This window comes from Anaerosalibacter sp. Marseille-P3206, assembly GCF_900155565.1.
Taxonomy (GTDB): domain Bacteria; phylum Bacillota; class Clostridia; order Tissierellales; family Sporanaerobacteraceae; genus FUHM01.
Window position 1 is genome coordinate 1,254,966 of sequence record NZ_FUHM01000002.1, and the last position, 16,496, is coordinate 1,271,461.

Genomic DNA, 16,496 nt, shown 5'->3' on the forward strand with positions numbered 1-16,496 from the left:
CATCACCTACCTAATTTTAGTATACCATATAATGTACTATTATTACATAAAATATAAACAATGTGTCATTAAATATAATATTTATCATCTTCCCATTTCAATGGATTTGTTTCTATGTAATTCCATATTCCTTGGTATTCTTGTTCATTTCTGATTATATGGTCATAGAATGATTTTTGCCATAATGAAAAGCCAATCTGTTTAGAGATAGAACCTTTAAATTGCTGGATAATACGAGATATTGTAGGGACGGTCTTTGACCGTCCGTTTCCATTATATAATATAATAATCATATGTATATGATTGGGCATAATAACATATTTGTTGATTTCAACATTTTCATAAATAGAATTAATTTTATTTATTTCTAAATCAATAATTTCTCCTATATTTGATAATGGTGGTCTTTCAAACTGGCGACCACAGGTCTCCCCTACTTTCCAAAATAGACTTTTCTTATCCTTGCTACATATAGTTATAAAATAATATCCTACTTGTGAATAATCATAATTTTTTAATCTAATATTCTTTCTTCGTGGTAATTCATCCATATAACCACCATCCATCTTAATATTATCCCTATGTCACATTTTTCCACTTATACACATTATACCATTTCCTTATGGTCCGTGGTAACCCCTAAATCCTAATTTATTATAGTCATACATAGGAGACCAAAGGTCTCCCCTACTTATGATACGGTTCACCGTATCAACTTGAATCGCAAAACCTATTTGGTGATAGATATGCCAAGTAAAATCAACTTTAATTAAAAAATAATCTTTATAAATTTATAAAGCCACTTGGATTAATCAAGTGGCTTCTTATCTATCATTGAATTATATGCTTTTATTACTGGACTATTTTTAGTTGCTATTTTCTTTATAAAATCTTCCTGTTCTTCTTTTGTAATAGGCTTGGTAATCTTCCCAAATATCCTTGTCATTTTATCATAATCACAATTAAAAGCATCAATGCTTGCTTCTATCATTTCTACATTAGATATATTTGAAAAATCAATTGCATAACCTGCAACTTTTGCCAAATATTCAATCATTGCTCTTTGAGTTCTACCATTACCTTCTCTGAAAGGATGTAATACATTTATTTCTCCTAAATAATAAGCAAGTTTATCATATATATTTGCCTTATCTACTCCTATCAAATAATGTTCTTCCTTTAACCATGAAAATATTCTTTCAGCATTTTCTGTAATGTACATGTAATTACAAAATTGATTACCCTTTGATATATTTACAGTCCTTAGTTCTCCTGCCCAATCATAGATATCTCTAAAAATATGTCTGTGTATACCCTGCAAATGTTTTAAATTAAAATCTCCTTTAATTGGATTATCTTTTATTTCTGCTATAGACAAAGATGTATATTCCATTTCAGCTATATTGAGTTCTTCATTATTTGTAATATTAAACTTATTCCTTAATACAAAGGAATTTGGATAACAATACTTTATATCCCACTCATAACTATAATCATAATTCTTACTCATAATACCATACCTATATCCTTACAGTATGTTTTTCAATAATTCTTTTCTTCATTTCCTCAAAACTTACTTCATCGGATAGGCATATTCTAATTCTCTCTTTGTCTTCTTCTCTTAAGCGCATTCCCTCCATAGCCATAGTAGCACTTACTTCTTTTATTATTTGTTTTATATCCTTCATAGGTACCACCTTTTCTTTTAATATCCTATATAGTATATTATATCATAATATCTATTATATATAATAAAAAAAAATGCGATACATAGTTAATTAAAATTTATAAATAATCTCCAGTAATTAATATAAATGTATAATATGTTTGATATTTAAGAATTACTTTGTTATCGCAAAACCTGCTTGGTGATAGATATACCTAAAAAAAATAACAGGATAATCTCCTGTTATTTTATTAGTTCATTGATTCTATTCTTTATCTCGTTCATAACATCATCATTAACTTCGCCAAATTTTTTAATCACAATATTTTGGGCTAAAGCATAAATTTTATCTACTCTTATACATTATTCCATACCTCATCATCTATATCATTATCCCAAAAATCCATACTACTTTTACTTGCCTCTTCTAACTCTTTAAACATATCCCTCTCATTTTTTATTTTCAAATAACCTATAAAATCTATTAATTCATGTATTTGATTTTCTGGAATTTCATCTATTAGTTTTAATAATATTTGTTTAGCAGTGTCCATTCTATCACTACCTTTCAAATAATATGGTATATATTTATTATCCCATATTATCTATTACATAAAATATAAAGAATGCGTCATAATATCCTTCACTTCGTTCAGGATGACAAGACCAGCATTTTAAGCATATTTCAGAATGACAAAGCCGCTATGTCACATTAATCTACTTATACATATTATACCATTAAACGGCAATTTATTATAGTCATACACAGGAGACCAAAGGTCTCCCCTACAACGCATAGCTTTTCCTACTTATGATACGGTTCACCTTTACTTATGCGAAATGCTCTGTATACTTGCTCAAGTAATATCAACCTCATCATCTGATGAGGAAATGTCATCTTTGAAAAGGAGAGTTTGAAGTCGCTTCTAGCTAGGACTTCTTTTGAAAGTCCTAGGGAGCCTCCTATGACAAAACTTATATCTCCAACTCCACTTAATCCTAATTCATCTATCTTCTTTGAAAAATCTTCACTAGATAGACTTTTCCCTTCTATAGCTAATGCAATTGCATGGGAATTAGTTGGAATCTTTGATAATATTTTTTCTCCCTCTCTTTGTTTGATCAGTTCCATTTCTTTATCACTTAAATTTTCCGGTGCCTTTTCATCTGGTACTTCTATTATTTTTAAATTACAATACCTTGATAGCCTCTTTGAATATTCTTTTATAGCTTCTTGCATAAACTTTTCTTTGATTTTTCCTACTCCGATTATTGTAATATTCATTTTTTCCTCCAGTTTCAATTAATATTTACAAACATTATAGCATGAATTAATATATCGTATAATCCATTGTTGATTTTTTTATTATAAGTAATAATATTATATACAGAATATTAGTTTTTTAGGAGATGATAAATTGCATACCTATGATGAAAATTTAAAAAAGCAAATTGAAAAAACTATGTTAGATTTTGTATCAATTAAAACCCATACTGGAACAAATATGGAGACAAATGCAGATGAGTTTTATAAAAAGTGGTTCAATGAAAGTAAATACTTTCAAAGAAATCCCGAAAATTGGGGACTATACCCTTTGAAAAACGATCACTTAAATAGAAATATTCCTTGGGGACTAGTTAAAGGAATTGGCAACGAAACCATAGTACTCATTCATCATTACGACACCGTTGACACATTAGACTTTGGAAAATATGAAAACTATGCATATGATCCTATTGCATTTACAGAAAAATTGAAAGAAGGTAGTATTCCATTACCTGAAGATGCAAAAGCAGATTTAGAAAGTGGACATTGGCTATTTGGAAGAGGTTGTGCAGATATGAAAGGTGGAGCTAGTATTGAACTTTCATTGATTGACAAATACTCAAATATAGACCATTTCAAAGGAAATATACTAGTCATTGGTGTTCCAGATGAAGAAAACTTATCAGCAGGAATGAGATCTGCTGCCTATTTACTTGAAGAACTTAAACTTAAGTTTAAGTTAAACTATTCCCTCATGATAAATACAGAACCTCATGATAGAGAACATGAAGATGTAGGGATAATACATGATGGTTCCATTGGAAAAGTAATGCCTTTAATCTATGTAAAAGGTAAACTATCTCATGTAAGCAAAGTATATGAAGGATTCAATCCTACACTTCTTCTTTCAGAAATAGTTAAAAGAACTGAGTTGAGTCCAGAGTTCATTGACACTGTTGGCGAATTTGTTTCTCCACCACCTACATGGCTTTACATGAAGGATAGAAAAAAAGTATATGATGTATCACTTCCACTTTCTGCAGGAGGGTATATGAGTGTTCTCCCACTTAAAAGTTCTCCAAAAGAAATATTGGATTTGTTAGTTAATATATCTGTTGAAGCTTTCCATGAAGTGATTGACTACATGAATGATCAATATAGTATTTACATGAATAAACTTAACAAAAAATACAAACCACTTCCTTGGAAAGTTAATGTAAAAACTTTTATGGATATCTATGAAGAAGCAACTAGAGATTTTGGAAATGAATTCATAAATGCCTTTAATGAAACTTCAAGTGAAGTTAAAGTAAATATTGAACAAGGTACATTAAGCTTAGTTGAAGGAGCATTTTTACTAATAGAAAAAACTTTGGAATATGTAAATGATACTTCTCCAGTAGTAGTAATAGGCCTTGCCCCACCATATTATCCATGTGTATCAAATACTATGTTGGATAACAATATGATAACTACTTTAAAGGAAAAGCTACTGAACTTTACACAAATAGAATGGAAACAAAAATATTCTATAGAAAATTATTTCACAGGAATATCTGATTTAAGCTATGCTATGTTTCAATCAGATGACGAAACTATAAAATATATTGAATCCAATATGCTACTTTGGGGTGATATCTACCATATACCCCTTGAAACTATCAAAAACATCTCCATGCCTGTATTAAATATTGGCCCTTGGGGAAAGGATCTTCACAAATATACCGAAAGAGTATGTTTAGAAGAACTATATTACAAAACTCCAATATTAATACAAAAAGCTATCAATACAGTATTAAACAAATAAAAATTAAGGTGGCAGGAAAACTCCTGTCACCTAAAGCCAACTTTTCACTTCTTCTATCAATTTAAAATTTGTAAAATCATATTGAAGGGGTGTTATTGTTACATACCCTTCTTTTAAATAGTATCTATCCGTATCTTTTTCTGATTCATTTCTTCTTCTACCACTAATAATGAGAGACATCTCTTCATCTTTCTCATCTTCTACAAAATAGTAATCATATATCCCTTCTCCTATTCTACAAACCTTTATTCCCTTTATTTCATCTTCACCAATACAAGGAGTATTTATATTGATTACAGTTTTGCTATTTAAAAATCTATGATTTGCCTTATCCAAAAACCATTTTACATATTTAACTGCAATATCAAAATTACATTTATCATCTTTTAACTCTGCTGAAATAGCCAAAGAAGGAATATCATATATATTTGCCTCAATAGCTGCAGAAACAGTTCCAGAATACAATACATCCATTCCCAAATTAAGACCCATATTTATCCCTGAAATAACCATATCCACAGGCTCATCTAATATCTTGTCAAGTGCAACCCTAACACAATCCGCTGGAGAACCTGAAATACTATATGATTTAGACTTTATATCTTTAATATGTACTCTCCTCACTATAATAGGTTGACGCAAAGTAATAGAATGGCTAGTAGCACTTCTTTGGTCTTCAGGAGCAACAATAATTATATCATGTTCTTTTTCCAATTCCCTAGCCAAAGTAAGTATACCTTCCCCATTGATCCCATCATCATTAACTAAAAGTAATCTCATCCTCTACCTCCTCAAATTAAATCATAATAACAAAGCATGGCAAAATTTTACCACACTTTATATACTAAAACAATCTATAATATCATTCCTAAACAACTAAATACTTAGGATGTCTATCGCAAAAATCACAAGTAGAAGGACTTGCCCAATCTGTAAAGCTCACCTTATCTAATTCATATATATCTGGTGGCTGTTCATAGACATCAACGAATTCCTCAATGGCATCCTCTAAGTGTTCATTACATACAACATACATATATATCACTCCCACATTATTATACCATTTCTTTCAAAAAATATTTAGGCTTGACGAAATGCCAAGCCTAGCATCCAAAGTTCTTTTATCTCTTCATTGAAAACAGTGTTATTTCTACCTTTGATTCACTACCATCTCTAATAACTGTCAAAATAGCCTTATCTCCTTCTTTGAATTTGAACATTTCTCTCTTCAAATGATTCATATCAGCTATTTTAACATCATTTATCTTGGTTATAATATCTCCAGGTCTCAAGTTTGCCTTTTCTGCTGGTGAATTAGCCAACACTTCTAACACTATAACCCCTTCATCTGCACTCAACTCTATACCCAATGCAGCTTCATATCTTTCCACTTCTACTCCCTGTATACCAATCAAAACAGGTTCAAAATCTCCTTCCTTGATTACCTGCTTAAGAATTGGCTTAACTACATTTATTGGAATAGAAAAACCTAAACCCTCAGCACTTTGTATCTTAGCAGTGTTTATTCCTATTACTTCACCTTTGTTATTCAAAAGAGGCCCTCCACTATTTCCTGGATTGATTGACGCATCCGTTTGAATCAAATCTTCTATAATATTATGAGCATCTACTTTTATAGTTCTATTAAGACCACTTATAATACCAGATGTAACAGTCCTCTGAAAATCCAATCCCAATGGATTGCCTATAGCCACAGCAAGTTGACCAACTTCCAAAATATCTGAATCTCCCAACTCTGCCACTGGAAGTCCTTTTGCATCTACCTTAACTACAGCTAAGTCTATACTTTGATCATACCACAACACTCTTCCGACTTTTTTGCTACCATCTTCAAACAACACAGTTATCCTCTTAGCATTTCCATCTCCTACTACATGAGAGTTCGTCAAAATATATCCATTGCTATCAACTATGACACCAGAGCCAACTCCCTCAACATCCCTTACCCAAAAGAATTCTCTAACTTGCTCAACAGTTGTAATCCCTACAACTGAACTAATAGTCTTTTTCGCCACTGCACTCACAGTAGTTATATCATCCTTAGGTGTAATATTTATCTGTTCATTAGCCACACCACTCTTATAGATCTCAGGCACTGGCAACACTTTACCATATAAATAATTTGGCGCTATATATGAAGAAACCAATCCACCAATAAGTGCAGCAATCAAAGCTACTAAAAAATAAGAAAAAAATCCTCCCCTTTTTTTAGGTGGTTTCTTCTCAACTACAGGCCTATCAACAAAATATTCATTATCAAAATTTCTATCATCCATAATAATCCCTCCTACTAAAAATTATATACCTTTGTAGCCTTTTCCCTATAGGTAAGGTCAATATTGATGTCATTATCGATATCAATACCCGCATCTAATACTATGTTTTTTACTGTTTCATATGCTAATAATGGATAATTATTTTCTTTGCTTAAATGCCCTAAAAGTACAACTTCTCCCTTTCCAGTAGCAATTTCAGTAATGAGTTTTCCAGCATCATCATTGGAAAGATGGCCTACATCACTCATTATCCTCTTTTTAAGATACCATGGATACTTACCAACCTTAAGCATTTCCACATCATGATTGGATTCCAATAAATATAGGGAAGAGCCTTTAATAGCATCCTTTATACTATTATTTACCCAACCAGTATCAGTTAAAAGACTTATTTTGATATTTTTATAAAATAGACAATATCCAACAGGTTCATTGGCATCATGAGACACCCTAAAAGGATAAACCCCTAAATCCTCTATATCAAATTGTTTTTCTGTAGTAAACATCTTTATATTCTCACACTTAACTTCACCAATCTTAGACTCCATACCAACCCAAGTATTTTCATTGGCCCAAATAGGAATATCATATCTTCTAGAAAGTATTCCCACTCCCTTAGTATGGTCAATATGCTCATGAGTTACCAAAATACCGTCTATACTATCAGGTTCCACATCAATACTCTTAAGCAATGTCTCAATCCTCTTGCCACTCATTCCACCATCCACTAGCAATCTTATATTATCTGTTTCAACATACTGACAGTTCCCACTACTACCACTAGACAGGGAACAAAATTTAAATCCCATATTAGTTCCTCCAGTACAAAATTTATGAAAATATAGATAAATCAACAATTACATTATATCTCTAATCGGGTATTTAATCTAGGAAAAAGAAAAAGAAGAATTAAATAATTCTTCTTTTAGTATTCATCAAGAAAGACAAAGCTATCATCATTAAATTGTATCCTCCAAGCAGGAATAGCCTTTCCCTCCTTGGCCTTTTTCAAATCTCCAACTACCTCATCACTATGCTTTTTCGGATCAAAATAATAGCAAAGTGAAATATCCTCTATAACCTTTCCATAGGCACTCTCTGTATTCAAAAGAGCTAAAATAGCCTTAGGTGCAGTACTTATGTAAATCTTATTTTCACCTATTGCCTTTGTATTCATCCAAAGTCGTTCAAATCCCTTAACTCCTCTTTTATCAATCACAAACTTTGAATAAGTATTCTCTACATAAATCCCATTGTAAACTTTCGTATACTCTAAATAAAAAGTATCATTATAATTGCTCTTATAAGTTAGCTTCATATCTTCATTTGTAAAACCTTTTGCTTTCAAAAACTCTTCAGCAATATGAATGGCTTTATCTTCATCTAAATCAGCATAATTACTCTCTATATTTTCATTTTCATAAACCAACTGCTTTTCATCAATTACTTTAACTGTTTCTCTATTCTTTTTAAATTCTACAATTCCTTCTTCCTGTGTGGTACCAATACAAGTACCATTGAAAAAGCTCATATTTATCTCAGCTATATTTCTTACTTCATATTCAACAGTCATCATGCTCAAAGAAGGCACTTCTTTTGGTATCTCGCAATTTAAAGTAATATTCTTTGATTTCAAGAGCTTTTCTACATTTTGTATGAAATCATCACTAACAGTTGGTTCAGCTACATTGTTGTTTTCAAACAACACATAAGCCAAAAGTAAATTAGTTATTATAAATGCTATTATTAAGATGGTCTTAGCTTTTGACCAATCCATTTCTATTCACCATCCACATTCTCCTTATGAAGATCATTTTCATAAACCAATTCTCCTGTATACACATCAAAGCCATAAACTCTTCCTTCAACCATCATCGCCCAAATACCTACTAACTTTTCATTGCTTTCCTTAGTACAAGGGTCAAAATATGCCAAAGAAATATCTTCAATACTGTTTATAACTTCCTCATTTAAATTTTCAATGTCTTCCTTACCATTTATACCTTTATCTTTAATAAACCTAGATTCAATCAAATCATAATTCATGTTGATTACATCAAATGCAGACAACATCTTTCTTTCTTCAAGATTTTCCTTGTATTGAGGGAGATTCATATCCTTTCTCACAAATCTCTTGTAACTTCGTACATATTTATTGAATACCTCAATCTCAATAAAAGGTTCTACATCATTATTGTCAATCACAAGGGGAATACCTCTAATTCGGTATTTAAAAGTCAGTCTATAACCTAAGTTTTTATCTGATTTAATCTTTTCAACTTTGTCTACATACATTCCCTTTAACACTGTAGAATGTTTTGAAATGAAATCTGCCGCAGTATTCAAACTAATATATAAATTTCTTTCACTTATAGGTTCTTCTAACGGAGAAAAATACTCCAAATAACCATTTAGATGAATCTTCAAAACCTTTTGATTGTAAATATATATGGTCGAACCATTATCCTCCACTATTTCTCTTAGATAATCAATGTCCCTACCAAAAAAACCCTCTGCAATATCCCTTATCTCTTCCCTGTTATCAACTTTAATTTCATTTTGAACATACACAACAGGAAGACCATCAGTCATCTTATATGGAATAAACAATTCATTATTTATGCCTAAAGTATCTTTCATAGAGTAATAATTAGTATAATTTCCTTTTGATTCTATTCCATTTGTTATTTCCCTTAAAGCCTTTGTATTAAATTTAAAACCTGTTACCTTAATATGTTCATCATTATTACTTAAAATTAAAATTGGTTCATCTTTTTCAAGAAAAATATAAATACTATTGAGTTTGGATATCTTTTCAGTGATGTCATTAGGAGCTTTAATCTCTAAAGCCTTAGCCAAAATATAAGTGCTCATTTCTTCAGAGAAAAAATAAGTAATAGATTTATAATTTTGATAGGAAAGAAATGCTTCGTCAGTAATATAGTTTGTCCGAAAATCCTTTTCTGACAACGCTTGTCTTAAAATAATCTTTCCACTAGGCCAAAGATTATAATCTTCATCTACATAGAGTAAAGTATGACTATTCTTATTAAAATTCAATAATATCTTATGGGGTCTAATCATATCAGAAAAAATATAGGAACTTGTCACACCTTCACTTCTCTTAAAAGTAGATAATAATTCTCCCGGTACTTCAATCCACAATTCCTTAGTGAAAAAAATGCTCACACAAACCAATAGTATAAGGAGTAAAGTCTTCATATCTTCTCTATTCATCAAATCATCTCCCCATACCATAAGTTTATATTATTTCTGAGCCATAATATCTGACAACTTTTTGTCAGGAATACTTTTAACTGATTTATTTGCTTGGTTCAAATCAGAAACATATATGATCTTTTGAGCTACTACTTGATCAGATGCATTTTTAAATGTTACTACTATCTTGTTAACGCCTAAAATAAGATCTAATTCTTTTGAAAAAAGTCCTGAACCATTTACTTTCATAGTTTCACTTAATCTTCTAACATAGTCTTTGTCATTAGGTAAATTAGTTAAACTGAAATTGTTTCTTGTCATATCTGTAGTGCCAAATGCTTCAATGATGACATTTGTTCCATCAGGAGCTTTGCCAGAAACCAAAACTATCCTATCAGGTGAAGCAAATATGTCTTTTTCTGGCTTTATAATTTGATACTTACTACTATCTTCAACTTTCGTTGTCACATTTCTCTTAGCATAATTAGAAGCACCATGAGAAACGGGACTATTTATAAAAATTGTAGTTAGCACCAAAATGCCAATTAGCAATTTCTTCCACATCATTCTTACCTCCTCACTAATTATATCTTTGCATTATCATTATATAATAGTTATATTACAAACATATTACAGTGGAATTAAAAACAAATTACACTATGCAAAAGGCAAGTTAATATCAACTGTTGTCCCCACATTGTATTCACTTTTTAGTTCTATTTTTCCATTATGTGCCTCTATTATCTGTTTTGCTATAGATAAACCCAATCCAGTACCTCCAAGTTCTCTACTCCTTGCCTTATCAACTCTATAAAATCTTTCAAAAATCCTTTCCATGTCTTTTTCTGGTATTCCCATACCATTATCCTCTATTCTAATCAATACACTATCTAGGGTTCTCTTCGCTGATATATTTATTTCTCCACTATCTGGTGTATATTTAATAGCATTTGAAATTATATTTAGTATAACCTGTTCAATACCATCTTTATCACCAACAATATTTGGTAAATCCTCCTCAATATCTATAATTGCCATATGACCCTTTTCCTTAAAAGACAAATCAAGTTTCATACATGAATCCCTGATAAGCTTCTCTACATCAATCTCGACTTTATTCCATTTAGTCTTTTTGTAATCTAAATTTGACAACTGAAGTAAAGCCCTAACTATTCTAGTCATCCTATCACATTCATTATCAATTACAGTTAAAAATTTATTAGATAATTCTTCATCTAAATCATCATTTTCCATCAATGTTTCAGCATAACTTTTAATAGTAGTAATTGGTGTCTTTAATTCATGAGACACATTAGCAACAAATTCCTTTCTCATATTATCTAGTTTATGCTGATCAGTTATATCTTGGAATACTATAATTAGTCCTCCAATATTATTTTTTTCATTTTTAAAAGGAGCATACTTTATCTTATATACTGAAGAACCTATTTCTAGGGTCTCATCCCCCTCAAGCTCGTCAATGGCCTTATCCTTTAACTCATCTAAACTTAAACCATTTTCCAAAGACATAAGTTTTTCCGTCATATGAGGCGATGGTAATTCTTCCGAATCAATACCCAATATCTTTGTAGCAACGGGATTGGCATGGATGATATTTCCATCCATATCCACAGCAATTACCCCATCCGCCATATATCTAAATATAGTGTCTAACTTACTTCTTTCTAAATCCATCTCCTGTATTGTATCCTTAAGCTTTAAGGTAAGATAATTAAACATATTGGCAAGTTGGCCAATCTCATCATCTGATTTGACTTCAACAAATTGGTCAAAATCCCCTCTAGCCATCTTCTCAGCCTTAATAGTGACATCCCTTATAGGCTCAGTAATACTACTAGCAATCAAAAATCCCAAAAAAACAGTAATAATCAATGCCAACAATGTAGCCTTGGTAAGTATTACCTTTGACTCATCTATGGTCTTATATACTTCCTGCAAATCTGCTGTCATATACAAAATACCCTTTACCTGTCCTACCTCATTCAAAACTGGATAAGCCATATGCTTAATAATACTATTGTCATTTAAATTTTTGCTTACACCTTCACTCGTTTCCCCTTCAAAAGCTTCCAAAATAAGAGATGGGTCCAAAAATTTGTACACTAACGCATTTTGGCCTACAACCTTTTCATAATTTTTAGATGTGGTAGCCAAAATAGTTGGCACATCTTCATTGTCTATAATATATAGTGTTTCCGTCCAATCAAGACGCCATTCATTAATAGTCTTTTGAATCTCTTCACTAACACTTTTCCAATCATCTTCAGAAATATAAGAAGAAGTGTTGATAATGGTTTCAACTCGCTGTTCCATAGTATTTGAAATATGGTTAAGTTGTTGAGTTTCAAACTTTTGAACTATGAACACACCTACTATTACCATGGCTATAAAAACCAACAAAAAATATACAACAATAAACTTCCACCTAATGCTTGAAAACATGGTTAGCTCCTCCCGAAATAATAACCTACCCCTCTTTTTGTAAGTATGTATTTATATTCTCCATCTTCATCTTCTACCTTTTCTCGAAGTCTTCTAACTGTCACATCCACTGTACGTATATCACCATAATATTCATAACCCCAAACTTCCTCAAGAAGTTGTTCTCTTGTAAAAACCTGCTCAGCACTTGAAGCCAAAAATTTAAGAAGCTCATACTCTCTCAAAGTAAGATCTACCACTTCTCCATTCTTCTTAACCTCATACTTACTTAAATCTATAACCAAATCTCCAGAAACAATAACATCTTCATTTGATATATCACCATTTGAATATTCCACTCTTCTTAAGTTTGCCTTAATCCTAGCAATCAATTCCCTCATACTAAAAGGTTTAGTAACATAGTCATCTGCGCCTAGTTCCAAGCCCAATACCTTGTCCACTTCTTCCTCTTTTGCAGTCAACATAAGAACAGGAACCTTTAAATCCTTACGAATCTCCTTTAGAACTTGAAAACCATCTTTTTTAGGAAGCATAATATCCAAAACCACTAAATCAGGTGAAGTCTTAAACGCCTTATTGATAGCCTCTTCACCATCATAAGCCAATTCAACCAAAAAACCTTCCTTTTCAAGATTAAATTTCAAAATGTCAGCAATAGACTTCTCATCATCTACAACTAATATTTTCTTATCCATATATAATCAACTCCATAAATATAGTTTGTCCACCATTTATTTAAATTTAATCAAAATGTTCTATCTTCTTATAACAATTATAACAGTCTTTTAATTATTTTAAAAATTATTTATATACATATATATATATTATCAATTATTATTAATAGACTCAATAGCTACCATAAACTTACACATTTAAGTTTAATCTGTTTTGCAAGTGGTATACTAATAATATGAATAAGAAAGGAAGGTAATATATGGACTGGTACAGAAAAAATATCCAAAACACCATGGAAGATATTTCTTCAGACTCAAATTCTGGCCTACATAAGGAAGAAGTTTCAAGAAGGCTAGAAAAATATGGCCCAAATGAGTTGAAAGAAAAAAAAGGTGAAGGACTATTAGCCAAAATACTTTACCAATTCAAAGACTTTTTAGTACTCATATTGATTGGTGCAAGTATAGTATCCATGTTAGTAGGAGAAGTGAAAGACTCCATAGTCATAATTGCCATAGTAATAATAAATGCTACATTGGGAATTATTCAAGAAGGTAGAGCTGAAAAAGCTCTAGAAGCTCTCAAAAAAATGGCCTCTCCCAATGCAAAAGTAATAAGAGAAGGTCAATTAAACACTGTACCTGCTAATACTCTAGTACCTGGAGATATGGTTGTTTTAGAAGCAGGAGATATTATTCCAGCAGATTTAAGATTAATTGAAAGTTCTAATTTAAAAATTGAAGAGGCTTCTCTTACTGGCGAATCTGTTCCTGTGGAAAAGAATGCCAGTAGTGTCTTTGATGATGAAGTACCTCTTGGAGATAGGAATAACATGGCTTACATGAGTACAGTTGTTACTTATGGAAGAGGAAAAGGAGTAGTTGTAGGAACTAGTGGTAATACTGAAATAGGTAAAATTGCAGAATTAATTCAAACCTTCGAAGACGAAACAACTCCTCTTCAAAAGAAACTAGACCAACTTGGCAAATATCTAGGAATTGGTTGCTTAGTTGTTTGTGGAATAGTATTTGCTGTTGGATTGTATCAAGGGAGAAAATTACTAGATATGTTCATGGTAGCTATAAGCTTAGCAGTAGCTGCAATACCTGAAGGACTACCTGCTATTGTAACTATAGTACTTGCCTTAGGTATGAACAAAATGGTCAAAAGAAATGCCATAGTTAAAAAGCTTCTTGCAGTTGAAACCCTAGGTTGCACAACAGTAATCTGCTCTGACAAAACAGGGACCCTTACACAAAACGAAATGACTGTAGTCAAAACCTATACAGATGGAAATATTGTAGAAGTAACAGGAAAAGGCTATGCACCAAATGGAGAATTCGTACTAAACAATGAATCTATAATTGCTACAGAATCACACGGATTAAACCTACTACTAACCATTGGAACCCTTTGCAATGATGCCACATTGGACTATGTAGGCGAAGATGATATATATAGGATATTGGGAGATCCAACAGAAGGAGCATTGGTCACATTAGCTGAAAAAGGCAATTTAAACAACAAGGAATTAAACTCAAAACATCCTAGAATAAGTGAAATACCCTTTGATTCAGAAAGAAAGATGATGACAACTTTCCATGAAAACTATATAGAAGGAAAAATTGTATCCTTCACAAAGGGAGCCCCAGATATAGTACTAAATAGATGTAACAATATCTTTCTAAATGGAAAAGTTCAGCCGTTAACTAAAGATTTAAGAAAACAAATACTAAATACAAATAGTAACTTTTCACAAGATGCCCTTAGGGTATTGGCCTTTAGCTTTAGAACTCATGACAATTTGCCAAGTGAAATAAATAGTCAAAGTATAGAAAAAGATTTGACCTTTGTAGGTCTAGTTGGAATGATTGACCCACCAAGAACTGAAGCCAAAGAAGCCATCAAGATATGTAAAGAATCTGGTATCAACACCATCATGATAACAGGAGACTACAAAGAAACAGCCTTTGCCATAGGAAAAGATCTAGGAATAGCAAACAATATAGAAAACGCCATGACTGGAGAAGATCTAAACAAAATCACAGATGAAGAACTAAGAGAAAAAGTAAAAACCACCAATGTATTTGCTCGTGTTGCCCCTGAACACAAAGTCCGTATAGTAGATGCCCTCAAACACAATGGAGAAATAACTGCCATGACTGGAGACGGAGTAAATGACGCCCTAGCATTAAAAAGAGCAGACATTGGTATTTCCATGGGAATAACCGGAACGGATGTAGCCAAAAACACAGCTGAAGTAATACTCACAGACGACAACTTCGCAAGCATTGTATCCGCTGTAGAAGAAGGAAGAATAATCTATAGCAATATAAGAAAATTTGTATTCTTCTTGTTGTCCTGTAATGTTGGAGAAATACTAATAGTATTTTTAAGCATATTGTTCAATCTGCAAGTTCCACTATTGCCAATACAATTGTTGTGGCTCAATTTGATAACAGACAGTTTCCCAGCACTAGCCCTAGGAGTAGAACGTGGAGAACCAGATATAATGGAAATACCTCCTAGAAACCCAGATGAACCAATACTAGACAAAACCATGCTCTCAGGAATAATCGTCCAAAGTATAGCCCTTACAATAGCCGTAATGCTAGCTTACTTGTGGGGACTAAGACATTTTGACGGTATAGTAATACCTAGAACCATTGCATTTACTACACTGATCACTGCAGAACTCACAAGAGCATTCTCCAGTAGATCAGAAAAACATACATTATTCAAAATAGGATTTTTCACAAACAAGACACTAGTATACGCAACACTAGCTTCCCTTGCACTAATGTTTGCAGTACTATATACTCCAACTCTCCAACCAATATTTCACACCTACCCACTTGGTATAAAAGAATGGAGTATAGTACTTAGATTTTGCTTGATACCAATAATCGCAGGAGAAGTGAATAAGTTGATAAGACGTTAAGGTTGAGGATACTTTCACAATGTTAAACATAAATCGTATAGATCATGTCTATCTAGCATTAGGACAACAGCTCTTAGAAAGTTCATCTATGGATTGGATGTTCTTATACAAGAAGATTTCAATCTTGATCCTTATATAGATTTAGATAAGCTAGAAGAGCT

The 16,496-nt window shown here is 31.9% G+C and carries 16 protein-coding genes; 2 read left to right on the forward strand and 14 right to left on the reverse strand.

Going from position 1 to position 16,496, the window contains the following annotated elements:
• Positions 1-68: 68 nt before the first annotated feature.
• The 5 genes from BQ9840_RS07385 to rlmH all read right to left on the reverse strand — a co-directional run bounded on the left by BQ9840_RS07385 (position 69) and on the right by rlmH (position 2,951).
• Complete coding sequence (locus BQ9840_RS07385; protein WP_077370126.1) at positions 69-551, reverse strand: transposase; 483 nt, start codon at positions 549-551, stop codon at positions 69-71.
• A 257-nt stretch (positions 552-808) separates the two neighbouring features.
• Complete coding sequence (locus BQ9840_RS07390; RefSeq protein WP_077369180.1) at positions 809-1,510, reverse strand: Fic/DOC family protein; 702 nt, start codon at positions 1,508-1,510, stop codon at positions 809-811.
• 10 nt (positions 1,511-1,520) lie between these two features.
• Positions 1,521-1,688 (reverse strand): hypothetical protein, encoded by a 168-nt coding sequence (locus tag BQ9840_RS12720; protein WP_200804894.1) that lies wholly within the window; start codon positions 1,686-1,688, stop codon positions 1,521-1,523.
• 334 nt (positions 1,689-2,022) lie between these two features.
• Positions 2,023-2,220, reverse strand: a complete 198-nt coding sequence (locus BQ9840_RS07395; RefSeq protein WP_077369181.1) for a DUF2281 domain-containing protein — start codon at positions 2,218-2,220, stop codon at positions 2,023-2,025.
• A 251-nt stretch (positions 2,221-2,471) separates the two neighbouring features.
• Positions 2,472-2,951: a 23S rRNA (pseudouridine(1915)-N(3))-methyltransferase RlmH gene (rlmH, locus tag BQ9840_RS07400; protein WP_077369182.1), complete on the reverse strand. Its 480-nt coding sequence runs from the start codon at positions 2,949-2,951 to the stop codon at positions 2,472-2,474.
• Positions 2,952-3,084: 133 nt separating this feature from the next.
• Between rlmH and BQ9840_RS07405 the strand changes: the two genes are divergently transcribed.
• Entirely contained in the window at positions 3,085-4,740 is a 1,656-nt protein-coding gene (locus BQ9840_RS07405; RefSeq protein WP_077369183.1) for a M20/M25/M40 family metallo-hydrolase, read from the forward strand.
• A 30-nt stretch (positions 4,741-4,770) separates the two neighbouring features.
• Here BQ9840_RS07405 and surE read toward each other — a convergent pair whose 3' ends face one another.
• The 9 genes from surE to BQ9840_RS07450 all read right to left on the reverse strand — a co-directional run bounded on the left by surE (position 4,771) and on the right by BQ9840_RS07450 (position 13,414).
• A complete protein-coding gene (gene surE, locus BQ9840_RS07410; RefSeq protein ID WP_077369184.1) occupies positions 4,771-5,520 on the reverse strand; it encodes a 5'/3'-nucleotidase SurE in 750 nt (249 codons plus the stop codon).
• A gap of 88 nt (positions 5,521-5,608) precedes the next feature.
• Entirely contained in the window at positions 5,609-5,776 is a 168-nt protein-coding gene (locus BQ9840_RS07415; RefSeq protein WP_077369185.1) for a CxxH/CxxC protein, read from the reverse strand.
• 85 nt (positions 5,777-5,861) lie between these two features.
• Complete coding sequence (locus tag BQ9840_RS07420) at positions 5,862-7,037, reverse strand: serine protease HtrA (protein WP_077369186.1); 1,176 nt, start codon at positions 7,035-7,037, stop codon at positions 5,862-5,864.
• A 14-nt stretch (positions 7,038-7,051) separates the two neighbouring features.
• Positions 7,052-7,846: an MBL fold metallo-hydrolase gene (locus BQ9840_RS07425; protein ID WP_077369187.1), complete on the reverse strand. Its 795-nt coding sequence runs from the start codon at positions 7,844-7,846 to the stop codon at positions 7,052-7,054.
• Between the two features lie 116 nt (positions 7,847-7,962).
• Complete coding sequence (gene yycI, locus BQ9840_RS07430; RefSeq protein ID WP_077369188.1) at positions 7,963-8,814, reverse strand: two-component system regulatory protein YycI; 852 nt, start codon at positions 8,812-8,814, stop codon at positions 7,963-7,965.
• Positions 8,815-8,816: 2 nt separating this feature from the next.
• Positions 8,817-10,274 (reverse strand): two-component system activity regulator YycH, encoded by a 1,458-nt coding sequence (yycH, locus tag BQ9840_RS07435; RefSeq protein WP_077369189.1) that lies wholly within the window; start codon positions 10,272-10,274, stop codon positions 8,817-8,819.
• Positions 10,275-10,304: 30 nt separating this feature from the next.
• Positions 10,305-10,820 (reverse strand): hypothetical protein, encoded by a 516-nt coding sequence (locus BQ9840_RS07440; protein WP_077369190.1) that lies wholly within the window; start codon positions 10,818-10,820, stop codon positions 10,305-10,307.
• Positions 10,821-10,913: 93 nt separating this feature from the next.
• Positions 10,914-12,719 (reverse strand): sensor histidine kinase, encoded by a 1,806-nt coding sequence (locus tag BQ9840_RS07445; protein ID WP_077369191.1) that lies wholly within the window; start codon positions 12,717-12,719, stop codon positions 10,914-10,916.
• 2 nt (positions 12,720-12,721) lie between these two features.
• Positions 12,722-13,414, reverse strand: a complete 693-nt coding sequence (locus tag BQ9840_RS07450) for a response regulator (protein ID WP_077369192.1) — start codon at positions 13,412-13,414, stop codon at positions 12,722-12,724.
• Positions 13,415-13,653: 239 nt separating this feature from the next.
• Here BQ9840_RS07450 and BQ9840_RS07455 point away from each other — a divergent pair, with 239 nt between their 5' ends.
• A complete protein-coding gene (locus BQ9840_RS07455; protein WP_077369193.1) occupies positions 13,654-16,335 on the forward strand; it encodes a calcium-transporting P-type ATPase, PMR1-type in 2,682 nt (893 codons plus the stop codon).
• Positions 16,336-16,496: the final 161 nt, after the last annotated feature.